Source organism: Streptomyces sp. NBC_01012, assembly GCF_045162755.1.
Classification (GTDB): domain Bacteria; phylum Actinomycetota; class Actinomycetes; order Streptomycetales; family Streptomycetaceae; genus Streptomyces.
This window is the reverse complement of sequence record NZ_CP108688.1, coordinates 1-16,314: the sequence shown is the minus strand read 5'-3', so window position 1 is coordinate 16,314 and position 16,314 is coordinate 1. Positions and strand designations below refer to the sequence as shown.

The following is a 16,314-nucleotide window of genomic DNA, read 5'->3' as shown; positions in this document are numbered from 1 at the left end:
GAATCCTCCTGCTCGGACTGTTCGGAGAGATGGAAGGGGGCGCGGCCAAGGGGACATGGCCGCGGGGATCTTGCGTGAGGTGGGCGCAGGCTAGGGAGTGGGCAATCCGGTGGCCAGCATTTTCAGTGCCCTGGACAGCAGGACCTCCATCGGCTGCTCCGTGCCGCCCTGTACGTACAGTTCGATCGCGACGCCATTGGTCGCCATCACATTCGCGGCCACCAGCCGGGGATAGAGGTCGGACTCGGAATCGGTGCCTGTGCGGTCGGCGACCGCCGAGGCCAGCTCCTTCTCCGCGATCTTGCTCGCGCGGAGCATCTCGGCCTCCAGCGCGGGCTCGGCCAGCATCACCCTCAGGCCGGCCGCCCATTCGGCGGGCTCCTGCGGAGGCATGTGCCGCACCTCCGGGCCCGGCTCCAGCTGCCGCAGCACCGCGCGGGTGATCGCCTCCCACAAGGGCTCACCGGGGGGTCCCTGACGCAGCTCGGCTGCGACCCGCAGTGAGCGCTCGAGGTGCCGGAAGGCGATGGCCTCGGCCTTGCTGGAGAAGTAGTTGTTGAACGTACGTGACGACACGCCGACCGCTTCGGCGATGTCCTCGACCTTGACCGCGTTGAACCCGCGCTCGACCGTAAGCCTGATCGCGGCCCAGCTCAGAGCTGCCCGCGTGGCTTCCTTCTTGCGTTCCCGAAGACCACTCACGCACCCAGGGTAGCAAAAAGTGCGTGCCACGCACTATTGCGTGCCACGCAAAAAAGTATCACCGGCCGGTGCCCTGAGTTCGGGCCCGGAGTGCCGGAGCGGTCACGCACCGTCCCGTTGCCCGGCCACACCATCGTCGTCGAGAGGGATCCCGAGCCGGTCCGCGACGGCGGTGAGGGTGGTTCCCAGCGGGAGCGCGAGGCGGGTGACGGCGTACCGGTCACCACGGGTCGGATCCCTGTTGACGATCAGCACGGGCTTGGCGGCCTCGGCCGCCTGGCGGACGAACCTGAGCCCGGACAGCACGGTCAGCGACGAGCCAAGGACCAGCAGCGAGGCCGCCTCTCGAACCAGTGCACGGCAGTGCTCGACCCGCTGCGGGGGCACGGATTCGCCGAAGAACACCACGTCCGGTTTGAGAATGCCGCCGCAGACCGTACAAGGAGCCACGCGGAAGTCCCCGACCTGTTCGTCCGTGAGGTCGGCGTCACCGTCCGGGTTGATCTCGGCGGCCACCGGTGCGAAGCCCGCATTGATTTCATCGAGCCGCAGGGCGAGTTCGCGGCGCGAGCTGAAGGTGCCGCACGAAAGACAGACAACCCGGTCCAGACTTCCGTGGAGCTCCACGACGTCCTGGCTGCCGGCGGCCTGGTGCAGGCTGTCGACGTTCTGTGTGATCACACCCGAGAGCCGCCCATGCCGCCCGAACGCGGCCACGGCCCGGTGCCCGTCGTTGGGCCGCGCACGCCCGAACGTGCGCCAGCCGAGATGACTGCGCGCCCAGTACCGGCGCCGCGCCTGGGCATCGGCGGTGAACTCCTGGTAGGTCATCGGCGTGTGCCGGCTCAGGCTCCCGCCCTCACCCCGGTAGTCGGGGATGCCCGACTCCGTGGACATTCCCGCCCCGCTGAGTACCAGCACGCCGCCGGTGCTCAGCGCATCGGTGACCGGTCCCGGATCCGTGGTGCCGGGCGGCAGGTCGTCGCCGGGGGTCCAGCTCAGAGTGGGGCGCATACGCATGCCACCAGGGTACGGAACAGGCCGCGGCACCCCGTCGCCCTGTGGTCGAGGCGGGCACGGTGAGCCCGTTTCCCAGCAGGGCCGGTGTGGCGCTCAAGCGCATTGCGACTAAGCTAAACCTAACCTAATAACGGTGTCCCTGGTTGAGGAGTGGTTCTTCGATGTCCCCAGCGCCCGCAGCTCGTGAAGTGCCACCGCAGCGACCCATGTTCGTGACCGTCGCCGAGGTGCGGCGGATCGCGCCTCGCATGGTCCGGATCACCCTGGCCGGGGACGACGTGGTCGACTTCCACCACGCCGGAGCCGACCACCTGGTGCGGCTTTTCCTGCCGGTCGGGGACGATCTGCAGCTGCCGACCAGCGCGGACTGGTGGACCGAACTGCAGGCGATGCCGGCTGATCGCCGCCCCGTTGTGCGCAACTACACGGTGCGCCGTATCGACCACGCCCGGCGTCGGCTCGACGTCGACTTCGCACTGCACGGCGACAGCGGTCCTGCGTCGGCCTGGGCCTGCGCCGCCAAGCCGGGCGACCGGATCGGAATCCTCAGCGACGGTGCCCGGTACCAGCCGGGCGACGCGGACTGGCAGCTGCTGATCGGCGACGAGACGGCCCTGCCCGCCATCGCGTGCATGCTGGAAGGTGTCCGTACCCCCGTGCACACACTGCTCGAGGTCAAGGACGAACAGGACGAGTTGGACCTGGCAGGCGAGGCGACCTGGCTGTACCGCTCGGGTTCTCCCGGTACCCGGGCCGTGGAGGCCCTGCGCGCCCTGCCCTTCCCGCCCGGCACCCCGTACGTCTGGGTGGCGGGCGAGTCCGCTCTGGCCACGTCCGTACGTCGTTATCTGGTGAACGAACGAGGTATCGACAAGCAGCAGATCTACTTCTGCGGTTACTGGCGCGGTACGCCGTCCACCACCCCGGTGGCCACCGAAAAGAAGCGGGAACCTGTACACGCCTGATCCGACGCGCCCAAGGGCTGGACGGCACGCCGCGGATCGAGCACGAGGGGGCCGCCGGGCGGGAATGCGGCGAATGGGACTGACTCCCCATATTGCCGCCGGGGCTGCGCCTACTGTGTCGGGGTAGCGGTGCCGTTGAGTTCCGCCCACTCCTCAGGGTCCGCGAGGCGCGGGGTGGTGATGGCGAACCGCCGTTGCACGAACCGGGTTCTGGAATCGGGGCCTGGGCTGAGGGCAAGGCCCGGCCCGGGGTCCGGCCCGGGGTGTTGAGCAAGCTCGGCACATGGGGGTACCGACTCTCCCCGGAGGCGGCCGGCACGGTCGGCCAGATGGTGACGCTTCTCGTCGAGACCGCGACAGCGACCGCGGACTCCGGATCCCGGGTCACGGTGCATCTGTCCGATCAGGAACGGCAGGTGTGCTTGCTGGTCCTCTCTCAGGGAGGTCTGGCCCCCGGTCACTCGACGAGCGGGGACGACGTCCTGCGTCAGCTCACCGCCCATCGGTCCGCCACCGGGTGCGGTACGGGCACGGGCCGGCCGGACGTCGCACCTGGGTGGTCACCGGTCTCTGAGCGGTCCGGTCCGGCCGGGTTACGGCGAGGGATCTTTTTTCTTGCCGGGGGGTTGCGGAGGCAACCTCTCGGGAGTGCTGACCGTCATGCACGGTATGAAAATCTCACTTTTCATTCATAACGGGTATGGGATAGGGGGGACGATTACCACGACGTTCAACCTGGCGGGGGCGCTGGCGGCTCGGCACGACGTCGAGATCGTTTCGGTGTTCCGTCATCGGGAGCAGCCGAATCTCGTGCTTGATCCCCGGGTGCGGTTGAGGGCGTTGGTGGACCTTCGGCGGGAGAAGAACGATCCGCGTCATCTGGCTCCGGCGAGGGTCTTCCCGGCGTCCGAGTACCGTTTCGGCCAGTACAGTGCGCTGACCGATGAGCGGATCGGTGAGGCCCTGGCGTCGATCGACGCCGACGTCGTGGTGGGGACCCGTCCGGGGCTCAATGTTCATGTTGCGCTTCAGGCTCCCGCGCGGGTGGTGCGGGTCGGGCAGGAGCACCTCACGCTGAACAATCATCCGCCGCGTCTGCGTAATGTCCTGCGCCGGGCGTATCGGCGTCTGGACGCGGTCACCACTGTCACGGAGGCGGACGCGGCTGTTTACCGGCGCAGGATGCGGCTGCCGGGTGTGCGGGTGCGGGCGTTGCCCAACAGTGTTCCGACTCCGACCCTGGCCCCGGCGGGGGGTGATGAGCGTGTGGTGGTCGCCGCTGGGCGGCTGGTGCCGGTGAAGCGTTTCGATCTTTTGATCGAGGCGTTTGCGTCGGTGGTGACCGAGTGTCCTGATTGGGTTTTGCGTATTTATGGCAGGGGCGAGGAAGGGGAGCGGTTGCGTGGGCTTATTGATCGGTTGGGGTTGTACAACAATGTGTTCCTGATGGGTGCGGTCACTCCGATGGAAGCGGAGTGGGTGAAGGGCTCGATCGGTGTGGCGACGTCGAGTTTTGAGCCGTTCGGTATGACCATCGTCGAGGCGATGCGGTGTGGACTGCCTGTGGTGAGTACCGATTGCGCGTACGGCCCGGGCGAGATCATTTCTGCGGGTGAGGACGGCCGGCTGGTTCCTGTGGGGGACCGGGAGGCGTTGGCGGGGGCTCTGCTGGATCTTGTGCGTGACGACGGTCTGCGGCGTCGTATGGGGTGTGCGGCTGTGGAGAATTCCCGGCGTTATGCGCCGGGTCCTGTGGTGGCGCAGGCGGAGGGTTTGTTCGAGGAGTTGTTGGCGGCCCGGAGCGGTGGCGGGGTGTCGGTGGGTGGGGCGGACAGTGCTTTGGTGAGTGGTGGTTACGCGGCCAGGGACGTGGCGCTCGTCGCGGCGAGCGGTGTGGTGCGGGCTGTGCGGAGGGTGCGGGGATGAGCGGCAGTGGTGAGGGTGTGCTGGGTGTGGTGAGGCCGCGGGCGGATGTGTCGGTGGGTGAGGACGGTCGGCTGGTGGTGGATGTGCAGCTGTCACCGGCTGCAGGGTCGAGCCCTCAACTGCTCTTTCAGCGGCGTGTGAAGAAGGGGCAGGCGCCGGAGACCGGACGGGTTGTGGCGTTGGAGTGTGTGGGCGGGGACCGGTGGCAGGCTGTCCTGGAGGCGGCTCCGGCTTTCGAGGAGGGCCGCTGGGACGTCTATGTGGTGGGTGTGCCGGGGGAGGAGCGTATGGCGCTGCTGCCTGGTCTGCGTGATCTGCGGGAGCTGGTGTCGGGCGGCGGGAGGGTGCCGTTGGCGGTCCGGATTCCTTATGTCACCAAGGATGGGCGATTGGCTGTGCGCGCCTGGATGCGGGCGGCGCATGCGGAGGCCGGCCGGATTGTGCTCGGGGGCGGCTCGGTGACGGTGGCGGCGCGTCTGCTCGGTGCCCGGCTGGGGGAGGGCGCGTCGGTGTCGCTGGTCCGTCGGGGGCAGGCCTCGGTGGTGCGGGAGGCGGTGCTCGATGCCGGGGATGGTCAGGATTTCTCGTTCACGGTCGGCTGCCGGGAGCTTGCTCCGGGTGGCGGGGAGCAGGTGGTGTGGGACGTGTTCGTGCGCCCGGCTTTGGGCGCGCCGCGGGTTCGGGTGGCTCGGTTGTTGGATGACATCGCGGATCGTAAAGGGGTTTTTGTTTATCCGGTGGTTGTGGCTGGTGGGGTGTCGGCGCGTGTGTATTACACGGTTGACAACGACCTGTCCGTGGAGGTTTCTTCGTCCGGGACGGGGTGAGGGGGGCCGGTGGGAGGTGCGTCGTGGACGCCGTCGGGTGTGGTCGTACGCCGGAAAGCCCGCGACGCCGGTGGGTGGTTCCCGGCATAATGGTGGCCCGTGGATGAGGTCGAAGTGGTTGTCGCTCATGGTGAGCGTGTGACTTTGCGTGTCGGTGACGTGTTCTTGAAGGCGGATGCCGATCAGGCGCGTATCAGCATCGAGGTCGATGCGATGTCCCGGGCGCCGGTCCCGACTCCTGAGGTGTTGTGGTGTAAGCCGCCTGTGCTGGCGCTCGGTGCGCTTGCGGGGGTGACGCTGGGGCGTCTTGGCGGGTCGTCGGCCGGGTCAGGAGCGGGGTGGGCCGCGGCGGGCGCCGTTATCCGGGAGCTGCATGATGCGCCGTTGCCGTCGTGGTCGGGCAGGGCCAGCCGGAGTGGCGGTGTGCTGGCGGCGGAGCTCGATGAGGAGTGCGGGGTGCTGGTGCGGGACGGGATTCTGCCTGCCGGTCTGGTGGCGCGTAACCGCGGGGTCGCGGAGGCTGTGTTCCGGCCGTGGACTGAGGTGTTCACGCATGGCGACCTGCAGATCGCGCATGTCTTTCTTGACGGTGACGAGGTCACGGGCATCATCGACTGGTCCGAGGCGGGCCGGGGTGATGCGATGTATGACCTTGCCACTTTTACGCTCGGGCACGAGGAGCATCTCGATGATGTCGTCGCCGGCTACGGCACCGATGTCGAGGTCGATGTTGATGTGATCCGCGGGTGGTGGTCGTTGTGAAGCCTGTTGGTGGTTCGCTGGCTGTTGGAGCATGGTTTCGACCCGTTCGCGCGGGGCTGTGAGGTGGGCGTGTTGAGGTCCCGGATGTGAGTCGCGGGCATGGCCTTTGCGGGTGGGGGTGTGAGTGGAGGTGGTGGGCTCGGCCGGTCATGGGCCGGGGCTGGGGGTTCGGGTGCCCGGCGGTCTTGTGGTCGTGGGGTGTGTCTGGCGTTCATGGGTTGTCTTTTTGGTGGGAGGGGTTTGTTGGGTCTGGGTGGGGAGGATCGAATGGTCTTGCTCATGACCATGTCAGGACGGTTTCGTGTACAGATCGATCGGCCGCGGTAGGCGTCGTGTTCTTGCGGGTTTCCTCGTGGCCGGTCCGTTGTTGGCCGCTCCCGTGTTGAGTGCTGTGCCGGTGGCGCATGCGGCTGTGTTTGATGATGTCCGTATCAACGAGGTGGTGACCAGGGGGGATGCCGGTGACTCTGTCGAGCTGTTCAACAAGGGCACTGCCACGGTCGATGTTTCGGGCTGGGTTCTCAGGGACGGCGACCGGGATCACGTTTACAGGATTGCCTCTGGGAGCGCTTTGGCGGCGGGTGAGGCTCGGGCGTTCGTTGTCGGGGATTCGTTCGGGCTTGGCTCCGGTGATGAGGCGCGTCTTTATCTTGCTGACGGTGAGACCTTGGTGGATGGCTTTTCCTGGAGTGAGCATTCCGATCCGTCCTGGTCACGTTGCCCGGACGGCAGTGGTGAGTTCGGGCAGGCGGCGGCTGTGAGTCTCGGTGGCCTGAACAGCTGCGGGAGTCCGGGTGGTCCGGTCGTGTGGCCGGGTGGCAGCGGGGTGGAGACCGCGGATGCTTCCGGTGTGTTCGGGGAGGATCTGAGCGGTCTCTTCCAGGAGGGTGATGTGCTGTGGGGTGTGCAGAACAGCGGGAAGCTGTGGCGGCTGGTGCAGGACGGCGTGGGTGGTTGGGAGCCGGAGGGGGGCGGTGGATGGTCTTCGGGCAGGGTTCTGCGTTTCACCGGTGGTTCCGGGAGCCCTGACAGCGAGGGTGTCACGCTGGCCGGTTCCGGTTCTGCGGGTGGGGTGTTCGTCGCCAGTGAACGCGATGGTGATGTTTCGGGCACCAGCCGCCTGTCGGTGCTGAGGTACGACGTCACCGGATCGGGGTCGTTGCTGGCTGCCTCCAGGGAGTGGGACCTGACCTCTGATCTGCCCGGGACGGGTTCCAACCTGGGCTTCGAGGGGATCACCTGGATTCCCGACGCCTACCTGAGCGGTGCTGGTTTCAGGGACGCCTCCACGGGGGCGGTGTACGATCCGGCCGGCTACGGCGCTCACAGCGGCGGGGTGTTCTTCGTCGGGTTGGAGGGCACGGGCATGATCTACGGCTATGTTCTGACCGACTCCGGCAGTTACACCCGTGTCGCCTCGTTCAGCAGCGGTATGGCCGGGGTGATGGAACTGCAGTGGGAACCCCAGGCGGAACGCTTGTGGGCGGTCTGCGACGACACCTGCGAGGGCCGGCACAGCACGTTGAAGGTCGACACCTCCGGTGCCTTCGCCACGGCCGCTGTCTACGACCGCCCCGCCGGCATGCCCAACTACAACAACGAGGGCTTCACGCTCGCCGGCTCGGATGCTTGCGTGGCCGGCTCCAAGCCTGTGCACTGGGCCGACGACGCCAACGACGGCGGCCACGCCCTGCGCAGGGGCACCATCACCTGCTGATCCTTCACGGTGACGCGTTGCCGGGAGGCACCGGCCGGCCGGGCTGAACGGCAGCGGGACCGGGGTGGCAAGGACGGGTGAACACGATCAGGGAGCCCCGGACCGCAGGGTCTGGGGCTCCCTGCGCTCTCTCCCGTATGCCGAAGACGCCGGCGCACTCCCGCGACGGCAGTTCACCTGACTGCGCATGAAGGAACTGCGTGCAGGTCCCAGATCCCTGGATCAGGGCCTTGCTGCCCCGTCCCGGTGCGGTCATCGCCAACGGCGTCTGAGGCTGCGGGTTCAGCGGGGCGGTTCCCGCTCCGGCGGAAGCGCCCACGCGGTCCACGGGGGCGGCCCGGTCTTGGACGTGCCCGCCAAGCCGTTCCCGGTACGTCGTTGTCGGCTCACTGGAACCGTACGAGCGGACTTGGGTAGCAGGCGTCCCCTCCGACATGCCGGAGTGCCGTCCTTCCACGGGTCGGAGGGCTTCGATTGCGGCACTTGGCTTGGCCCGGGTGGCCGGAGCCCTGAAGTCGGTGGGGCGGGCCGAGGAATCCATCGTCATGTGGCAGCGGTCGGTGGCCTCTGGCGACCAGTGTGTTGGAGATCTTCGGTACGGCCGTGGTGGTCAAGGTTCTCACCCACTGGACCGATCTGGTTGAGGCGATGGTCGATGTCGTCGCGGGGCCTTCCGCCCTGCGGCGTTCGGCCGGTTCTCTCAAGGACCACCTGATGGCCGCCGAGACCTCAGCTCTGTCGCCCCGGACCGCCCCCCGTCTCTGGCCGACGCCGTCGCGCCCGTCCGCTGTATGCTGCGCTCCGGCCGGCAGGCGGTGGTTCACAGCGGGCTACGCGGCCCCAGGAAGCCGGGTTCGTGTGGTCACATGGTGTTCGCGTGCGGCACGGGCAGGACGCTGATCGCCCTGCGGACGGTCGAGGCCGTCGATACCCGGCTTCTGCTGGTGTGGTGCTGGGCCCAGGCCGCCCGTGCGGATGGCCGCCGCGAGCCGCTGATGGCCATGTCCTCACTCGAGGTACGCAAGCATCCCGTGCCGGCCGAGGCAGGGGCGGTGTCCACGGGTTCGGGGGAGCACCTGGCGTACTGGCTGGCCCAGGGTGCCAAGAAGAACGAGTCGGCGACCGTGTCCGTGACCCTCGACTCGCTCCCGCGGATCGAGGAGGTCCAGCACTCCGTCTTCCCGGCTGCGGTCTTCGTTCTCGCGACGTGGATGAGGCATACCGCACCGCGGGCGGCTGGGACAAGGGACTGGACGGTGTTCCACGGCTCCTCCCGGGTCCGCACCAAGCGCCGCTTGTATCTGACCGCGACGCCGTATGAGTGGGAGGCGCCGCTGGCCGGGGCCCCGGATGCCCGCCCGTGCCCGGAACGGACCTCGTAGCGGCCTGGGAGTCCCCGTCCCTGATCGCCTGCCCCAGGCAGCCTGGCTGTAACGGCCGCTCGACCTTCGCTGCGAGAGATCGGTCTGCCGGGTCCCTGGAACACCATCACCTGAAAAGCACGCCATATGTACGCTGTTCGAACGGCGAACGTACGTGATCCGTGCGGTTCATGGGGTAGGCTCCCAGTCGGGAGGTGCTCCATGTCCGAGTTGTTCGACGCGGTCGATGCGCTGCTCGCGTCCCGCGCCGTGCTTCCGCCGCCGGCGGAGCGCAAGAGGCTGCGTGCCGCGCACGGCCTGACGATCGACGAGGTGGCCACCGCGCTGCAGGTGCGCCGGGCCACGGTGTCCGGCTGGGAGTCCGGCAAGACCGAGCCCCGCCCGCCGGAGCGTGACGCGTATGCGCGGCTTCTCGACGGGCTTGCGAGGCTCTACCCCGCCCCGGTCACCACCGGTGCGGCGGAGGAGGACACGGCGGCACCGGCGATGTTCGACGGCCCCGTGGCCCCCGCGCCGGAAGATCGGGCTCAGCACACAGGCCCGGCCCGCGGGGCTGCGGCCATGACGACGGCACACGAGAACACCCAGACCTCTGCCCCCACCGCCACTCCATCGACCGCATTCCGTCCTGCGCGCACCGCCGGGCCGACGTCGACATCGCGCCGTCCGGGCGCACGGAAGGCGGCCCCGCCCGTACCCCCCGCGGGCGAGACGGGTCTGCGGTTCGAGAACGGCCCGCTGGCGGTCCTGGACATCGAGGACGGGAAGGTACTGGCGTACTGCGTCGGCGGCCTGGTCCTGGACGTGCCCGCCAAGTCGCTGCCGGCACTGGTGGACTGGACACTGCGCGAGGCGAAACTCGGTCAGTCGAAGCTGTCTGGTCCCGGTAAGGACGCCGACCCGCTGCTCGTGCTCACCGAGGCCGCGCTGGAGCGCTACGGCCTCCCGGGCACCCTCACAGACGAGGAGCGGCTCGCCGGGCGGATCCCGGACAACCACAAGGCCGTCAAGCAGCTCGCCCGCGCCGATTGGATGCTGACCAAGCGCGGCCTGGGGCCGTGGGCCCGGATCTACCGCCCCGCGCAGGGTTCGGAGCGGGCCTGCGTGCAACTGTGCATCCCCTCCTGGAACGCGCTGGACACCCGGCACTGGGGCGAGGCCGGGCGGCTCCCGCCGGCGGAACTCGCCCGCCTCCTGGGCGTGTACGCCGCCCGGGTGATGACGCCGCGCGGCTCCACGGCCGTCACCGGCCTGGAACTGATGACCGCCCTGCACCCGCCGACCCGCGCATCCGCGCCGGACACCGACGGCAGGCGGCACTCCGAGCACAACCCCGGCTCGCTGGGGAAGGACCCGGTGGACTGCGCGCCGTGCGAGGCGCCCGACGGACACCCGCTCCTGGCGGACCTCCCGCGCTTCCATGTCCGTGGTCCCGGGGAGAAGTTGTTCGAGGAGGCGTACGACTGGGCGCGGCCGATGACGGATGCCGAGTGCACCCTGCGCCACCTGGTCGGCATCGACGTGAACCTCGCGTTCGGCGCGGGCGCCAACGGCCTGACTGTCGGCCTCGGCGCGCCCACCCATGTCAAGAACCCGGTCTTCGACCCGAAGCTGCCCGGCTCATGGCTGGTGGACCTGTCCCACGTCGACCTGAACCGGGTGAAGGCCGCCAAGGACACCTGGGCGGACCTGGACGCGAGTCTGCTGCCCAGCCCGTTCACCCCGAAGGGCGACCGTCCCGAGGGCCCGGCCTGGTACGCCACGCCCACCGTCGCCTACGCGGTGGAGCTCGGCTACGACGTTACGCCGATCGAGGCATACGTCCGGTACGACAACGGCCGCTACCTGGACAGCTGGTACAACCGGCTGCGTGACGCCTACCTCGCCACGATGGCCGACCTCGGCATCCACGCCGACCTGTCGCCGGAGGACTTCCTCGCGGCGATGGACAGCTACAAGAACCGAGACCCGCACCTGGCGATCGCCGTCTCGGCCATCAAGGCGACAGTGAAGGGCGGCCTGGGGAAGCTGCGCGAACGCCCGCGCGGGGAGGGCTGGCGGCCCGGCGAGCCGTGGCGCGCCCTGTCCCGCCCGACCTGGCGCCCCGACATCCGCGCGGCGGTCATCTCCCGCACCCGGATCAACCTGCACCGCAAGATCGTCAAGCATGCGTCGTTCACCGGCCAGTACCCGATCGCGATCCTCTCCGACTGCGTCGTCTACGCGGCCGACGGCACCAGCCCCCCGGACTTCCTGCCCTACCGGGACGGCAAGCCGCTGCCCGGCGGCTTCAAGCTCGGCATCAACCCGGGCCTGGTCAAGCACGAGGGCACCCAGAGCGTCCTGTGGGGCGAAGAGGTCCGTGACCGGTTCAACGCCCCGGAGCTCAACCTCGCCCGGTACATCAAGGACGGCACCGTCACCGACGCCGACAACGGAGAGTAGGAGAAGGGCACGATGAGCCTGTTCGGGGACGGCCTGGACGCCGCGGTGCACAAGGCGTTCACCCGCCCGACACCCCAAAGCGCGCCCGCGCAGATGCGGTACCTGGTCAAGCAGCTCAAGGGCACCAAGGCGGTCGCCCAGATGCTGCACATCTCCCAGCGCACCGTCGAGCGGTACGTGAAGGACCAGATCAAGAAGCCTCGCGCCGACCTCGCCGCGCGCCTGGAGCGTGAGGTGAAGGCCCGGTGGCAGCCGCAGATCAGGGCCAAGGCCAGGCAGAAGGCGGCCACCACCGGCGGCATCGTCATCGACACCCGCGCCCGCATGGGCTACACCGCGCCGATCGGGTCGACCGACCAGGACCGCATCCGGCACCTGACCGTCGCCCTGCCCCCGCAGCACGCCGCCCGCCTCTTCGAGGCCCAGGAGGCCGGCGCCGGCGAACGCGAACTCCAGGAGATCGCTGCCGAAGCGCTCAAAGAGGTGTACTTCCAGGACAACGGCCGCCGCGCCGGCAGCCTGGAGGAGGTCCGTTTTACGGACATCGAGCACCTGGAGTTCGGGCTCTAGCAGCCGCGCCCAACGGCAGACGGCTCCCGCTGCTGCAGGCCGTCCCCGCGTTCCGACAGCGCCCTGAGCGAGACTGTCGGCCGCACTCCTGCTCGACACTGGGCCTGTGGTCTACCGCTCGAACTCGAGCACTGACCGCACAAGATCCAGGACCCGACTCCCCGGAGTCTCTGCGCACTTCGCGTGTCCAGACGGTTCAAACGATCAGCCGGAGACGGTGTCAGGCCCATTCCACGCCGAGCTTCCGCAGCGCGGCCAGCTGTTCCGCGGTGAGCTTGTCGCGCCTCGACTTGGCGTTCGAGACCCACACGCCCAGTTTCACGATCACCGGCTCCGCCTTGCCCTCGACGGTGATCTCCTCGCCGTGGGCGCGGGGCACCGGCCGGTGGGCGCCCTCCCGCTCCACCCACTGCGCCATGGCTGCCAGGCCGCGCTGGAACGCCTGCTGCGCCTTGCTCGGCCCCTTCGCCGCACGCAGCGCTGCGGGGGCGGGAGACGACGGCTCATCGGGCCTCACGCCCAGCCGGGTGAGGCGCTCTTGTTGCTCGGGCAGGAGCCTTGCCCAGGTAACCGGCTGTTTCTGCTGCTTCAGCCACTTCCCCAGGTCGTCGCCGTCCATCAGTACGCCGGGCTGGATGTCGGGGAGGTGCCCGTCGGCGTCGGCGAGGTCTGCGAGGACGCGGTGGTGGCGTTGCCAGTCCAGCGGCCATGGGCAGTCCCAGTCCGGGTCGATCTCCGTCAGCTGCGCCGCGCGCACGGCGGCCCGCTCCGAGTCCCCGCCCAGGCCGTTCTTCTGCCCCTTCCGGCGGAGGTTGGTCATGTGCTGTCCGACGGGCACCACCGCCTCGCCCTCGCCCCACACAGCATTCTGCCTGGGGGCGAGGTGTCCGGTGGCCCGGTGGTAGGAGCGGAGCATGGCGAGCTTCGTCTCCCAGGCTTCCTCAGCCGGCTCCCACACCATCCCGGCTTCCGGCAGGTCGAGGAGCTCCTTGCGGTGGGGACCGAGCTCACCGGCACGCAGCGCTCTTCGCTGCTGGTGGACCCATCTGCCCAGAGGGAAGTCCGTCGTCGCGCCCACGGCCGCCTCGGTGTCGTAGGCGACGGCGTGCAGGCCGGTGATCTCGTTCTCCTTCCGCCAGCGGACGAGGGCTTGGTAGCCCTCGAGCCAGACCAGGGACTCGGGCCGGATGACGCGGCAGCGGGTCAGAGCAGCGATGTCGGCGGCGTCACGGGGGCGGGCGAAGTTGACCACGACCTGGGTGACGCGCTCGATCTCCCGCTGCGCCTCACTGGTTTCCTCGACGCCCCCGCCGTTCCCCCCGCCGCCGGTTCCTCCCGCGGGGGCAGGGCGGACGTGGAGAAGCCGGCGCTCGGCGCCGCGGGTCAGGGCACGCGAGGCGAGCTGCTCGACGAGGCGCTCCGAGTGTGAGCGCAGGGCCTGGAGGATGTCGACGAGAGGCTGGTAGCTGGCGGAGGCGACCATGTCCCTGGGGTCCTCACCGGGCCGCAGGAAGATCGGGATGATGATCCGCGCGACCTTCGTGCTGCCGTCCGGATTCGGGCGCAGCGCCCGCCCGATGTTCTGGACGATGTCGACCTGGGAGCTGCGGGAGCCGACGATGCACACCGCTTCCACACCGCGCAGTCCGGTGATGTCGACGCCGACGCCGAGGGCGCGTACGGAGGCGAGGAATGCCCGATGGACTCGCCGGTTCGCGGCGTTGATGCCGTCTGCGAACTGGCGGATGAGCTCGCGCCGGTGGGCGATGGGGTGGTCGCCGCACAGCCAGCCGGCCCAGACCCTGTCCGAGGGCACGTGGCGGCCGTCCTCGAGCTCGTACAGCGAGGCGTCGATGGAGGAGGCCGACAGCTCCTTCGCGTGAGCGAGAGCAGCCTCGGACGCCTCGGTTGCGTAGAGCTCGGCTGCCGTACGCGGCATCTGCTCCGCGAACGCCTCCGCTTCCTCGACCCGCTGATGGAAAGTCATGACGGTGTGCAGGTTCATCTGCGCCGCATGCTCCAGCAGCGCGGCCTGGAGCAGCGCGAGCCGCCGGCCGCGCAGAGCATCCTCGGGCAGACCCAGGATCGGGTCGGGGTCCCGGATCTCCAGCACGTCGATCTCGAACCCGGCAAGGATCGCCCGCTCGACGGCTTCCGCCAGTCCGAGGTCGAAGATCCTGTTGCCATAGGTGACGCTGTCGTCCTCCATCGAGGCGATCACCAACTCCTTCCCGTCCCGCCCCCGCTGTGGCCGCGGCGCGGCCAGGATCCGCGGGGTAGCGGTCAGGTACAGCCGGAAATCAACCGGAATCCGCGACTGGTCGTGGATCGCAGCCCAGGGCCGCCCCATGTCCCCGGCCGTCATGTGAGCCTCGTCCAGAACCGCCAGGTCGAACGGGGCCATCCGCTGCCCGTACAGCTGCTCCCCACCCGCCAGCGCCGCCTCCAGCGGCCCCCGGACCTTCCGGCGGCCGGTGACGTCGGTGGGATCCTCGCGGTCAACCAGGGACGCGTACGTGGCGAACACGACCACCGGCCCGGACCCTGCCCACAGCGCGAGCTGGATGGCGTTGGTGGTGGTGCGCACCCCGAGCTGCTCCAGGACCTCGTCCTTGTCCACCCTGCAGACGGCGACCATCGGCGCGCGGTGTCCGACCCGGCGCCAGGACTGGGCGCTCTGCACGATCAGGTCCAGGGTGGGCACCATCACGAGGATCCGCCCGTCCGGGAAGCACTCCAGCGCGCTCGCGGCGGCCATGATCGTCTTCCCGGATCCGGTCGCCGACACCCCAGTGGCGCGGGCCCCCTCCGGAGGCACAGGTGATCTTGCAGGGAATCCGACCCAGTTTCGGAAGCTCGACTTTTGGTCTACTTGATGTTCCTTGAGTGGAATCACAGACATTTACTTTGCTCTCCCGATGCCCATTTCCTGGTGGTGCCTCAGATGGCCATGTGTAGATGTGCGTAGGCGGAGTCGTCCCAGATCGACACGTCCGTGAGATGCCAGCCGCCGGGCTTTTCTGTCCATGAAGGACGGCTTGTCGTCCGGGGCGTAGTGCCCGGTCTTGCGCATGCAGAAGATGACGTCCCCACTGGACATCCCCCCCCGCCGCGCACAGACATCCGGCCTCGCCCAGCGCCTCCAGCACCCGCCGCGACTGCGTGGTGTTCGGGTGCGTGCGCGGCAACACGGTCTCCCGGACGAGCCTCTCCAGCCACACCAGGCCAACCCGCTCACGCTGTCTCACGTACGCCATGTGTACGGCAGTTCAGCCGCTTCGGCAGATTGACCGCCGCGCCCATGACCAGTCCCGATCCGCGATGCCACCAGGGCCTCCCTCATGGCCGTCACGCCTTTGTCCTATCCGTCCGCGAACAGCGGGCCTCCAGCGCGGCCATCAGGTCGTCCGCCTCGCTTGCGGGCACCCCTGCGCCTCCAGGAGCGCGAACAGCTTCAACCGGGCGTTCACGCCCGCTGTCTGGTACTGCGTCACCCGACGCACAGAACCCGGCACTCGATTGGGATGGGGTCCGGTAGATTCGTGGTGAACAGTCACCTGAGGCCGTTCCTCTCGGAATTTAGGGAAGGCTCCCGGGCGGTTGGGGGTGTCCCATGTTTCTGCCAACGGTACATGCTGCATCAAATTGATGCACACGGTACACTAGACCTCATACCAACGAGCGACCCCCACCCCTTGCAGCCAGCCCGGCCCGCGCCAGCGGGCCCCAAGGGACTGGAGGCGCAGCGGGAAGGACCGTCAGACGGGGGAGCGCAGCGGACCCGCCCAAGAGGTGCGGAGCACTCTCAACTCCCTTACTGAAGACCCCCAATACCTGTACCTTGACACGCCGCCAGCCACGGCCGCGCGATGCGCGGCCAGCCGGGCGCGCAGCGGCCGGCTCCACCGGTCCCTGGAGCGCAGCGGAGGGGACCGCCCTCGCATCGCGAGGGCCAGCGGGAGCGCAGCGACCGCCCCGCTTGCATATCGCGCAGCGAT

10 protein-coding genes and 1 pseudogene are annotated in these 16,314 nt (G+C 68.9%); 8 read left to right on the top strand and 3 right to left on the bottom strand.

Annotated elements, in window-relative coordinates:
• Window positions 1-90 precede the first annotated feature (90 nt).
• Window positions 91-702, bottom strand: coding sequence for a TetR family transcriptional regulator (locus OG623_RS00055; RefSeq protein WP_406143091.1), 612 nt, complete (start codon window positions 700-702; stop codon window positions 91-93).
• A gap of 102 nt (window positions 703-804) precedes the next feature.
• Window positions 805-1,722 carry an NAD-dependent protein deacetylase gene (locus tag OG623_RS00050; RefSeq protein ID WP_406143089.1) on the bottom strand — a complete coding sequence of 306 codons (918 nt, stop codon included), beginning with the start codon at window positions 1,720-1,722 and terminating at the stop codon, window positions 805-807.
• A gap of 206 nt (window positions 1,723-1,928) precedes the next feature.
• Between OG623_RS00050 and OG623_RS00045 the strand changes: the two genes are divergently transcribed.
• The 8 genes and pseudogenes from OG623_RS00045 (at window position 1,929) to tpg (ending at window position 12,316) form a co-directional block, all read left to right on the top strand.
• On the top strand, window positions 1,929-2,687 hold the full coding sequence (locus OG623_RS00045) for a siderophore-interacting protein (RefSeq protein ID WP_406143087.1): 759 nt from the start codon (window positions 1,929-1,931) through the stop codon (window positions 2,685-2,687).
• Between the two features lie 669 nt (window positions 2,688-3,356).
• Window positions 3,357-4,613 (top strand): glycosyltransferase family 4 protein, encoded by a 1,257-nt coding sequence (locus OG623_RS00040; RefSeq protein WP_406151610.1) that lies wholly within the window; start codon window positions 3,357-3,359, stop codon window positions 4,611-4,613.
• Complete coding sequence (locus OG623_RS00035; protein WP_406143085.1) at window positions 4,610-5,440, top strand: hypothetical protein; 831 nt, start codon at window positions 4,610-4,612, stop codon at window positions 5,438-5,440. The genes OG623_RS00040 and OG623_RS00035 overlap by 4 nt, the downstream gene beginning before the upstream one ends.
• A gap of 99 nt (window positions 5,441-5,539) precedes the next feature.
• Window positions 5,540-6,292: pseudogene (locus OG623_RS00030) on the top strand (phosphotransferase family protein).
• A gap of 211 nt (window positions 6,293-6,503) precedes the next feature.
• Entirely contained in the window at window positions 6,504-7,919 is a 1,416-nt protein-coding gene (locus OG623_RS00025; protein ID WP_406143083.1) for a lamin tail domain-containing protein, read from the top strand.
• Between the two features lie 866 nt (window positions 7,920-8,785).
• Window positions 8,786-9,301 carry a hypothetical protein gene (locus OG623_RS00020; protein ID WP_406143081.1) on the top strand — a complete coding sequence of 172 codons (516 nt, stop codon included), beginning with the start codon at window positions 8,786-8,788 and terminating at the stop codon, window positions 9,299-9,301.
• Window positions 9,302-9,502: 201 nt separating this feature from the next.
• The gene (tap, locus tag OG623_RS00015; protein WP_406143079.1) at window positions 9,503-11,746 is read left to right on the top strand and encodes a telomere-associated protein Tap; all 2,244 of its coding nucleotides are present in this window, start codon (window positions 9,503-9,505) and stop codon (window positions 11,744-11,746) included.
• A gap of 12 nt (window positions 11,747-11,758) precedes the next feature.
• Window positions 11,759-12,316 carry a telomere-protecting terminal protein Tpg gene (gene tpg, locus OG623_RS00010; protein ID WP_406143078.1) on the top strand — a complete coding sequence of 186 codons (558 nt, stop codon included), beginning with the start codon at window positions 11,759-11,761 and terminating at the stop codon, window positions 12,314-12,316.
• 220 nt (window positions 12,317-12,536) lie between these two features.
• Here tpg and OG623_RS00005 read toward each other — a convergent pair whose 3' ends face one another.
• Entirely contained in the window at window positions 12,537-15,218 is a 2,682-nt protein-coding gene (locus tag OG623_RS00005) for a Helicase associated domain protein (RefSeq protein ID WP_406143076.1), read from the bottom strand.
• Between the last annotated feature and the right edge of the window lie 1,096 nt (window positions 15,219-16,314).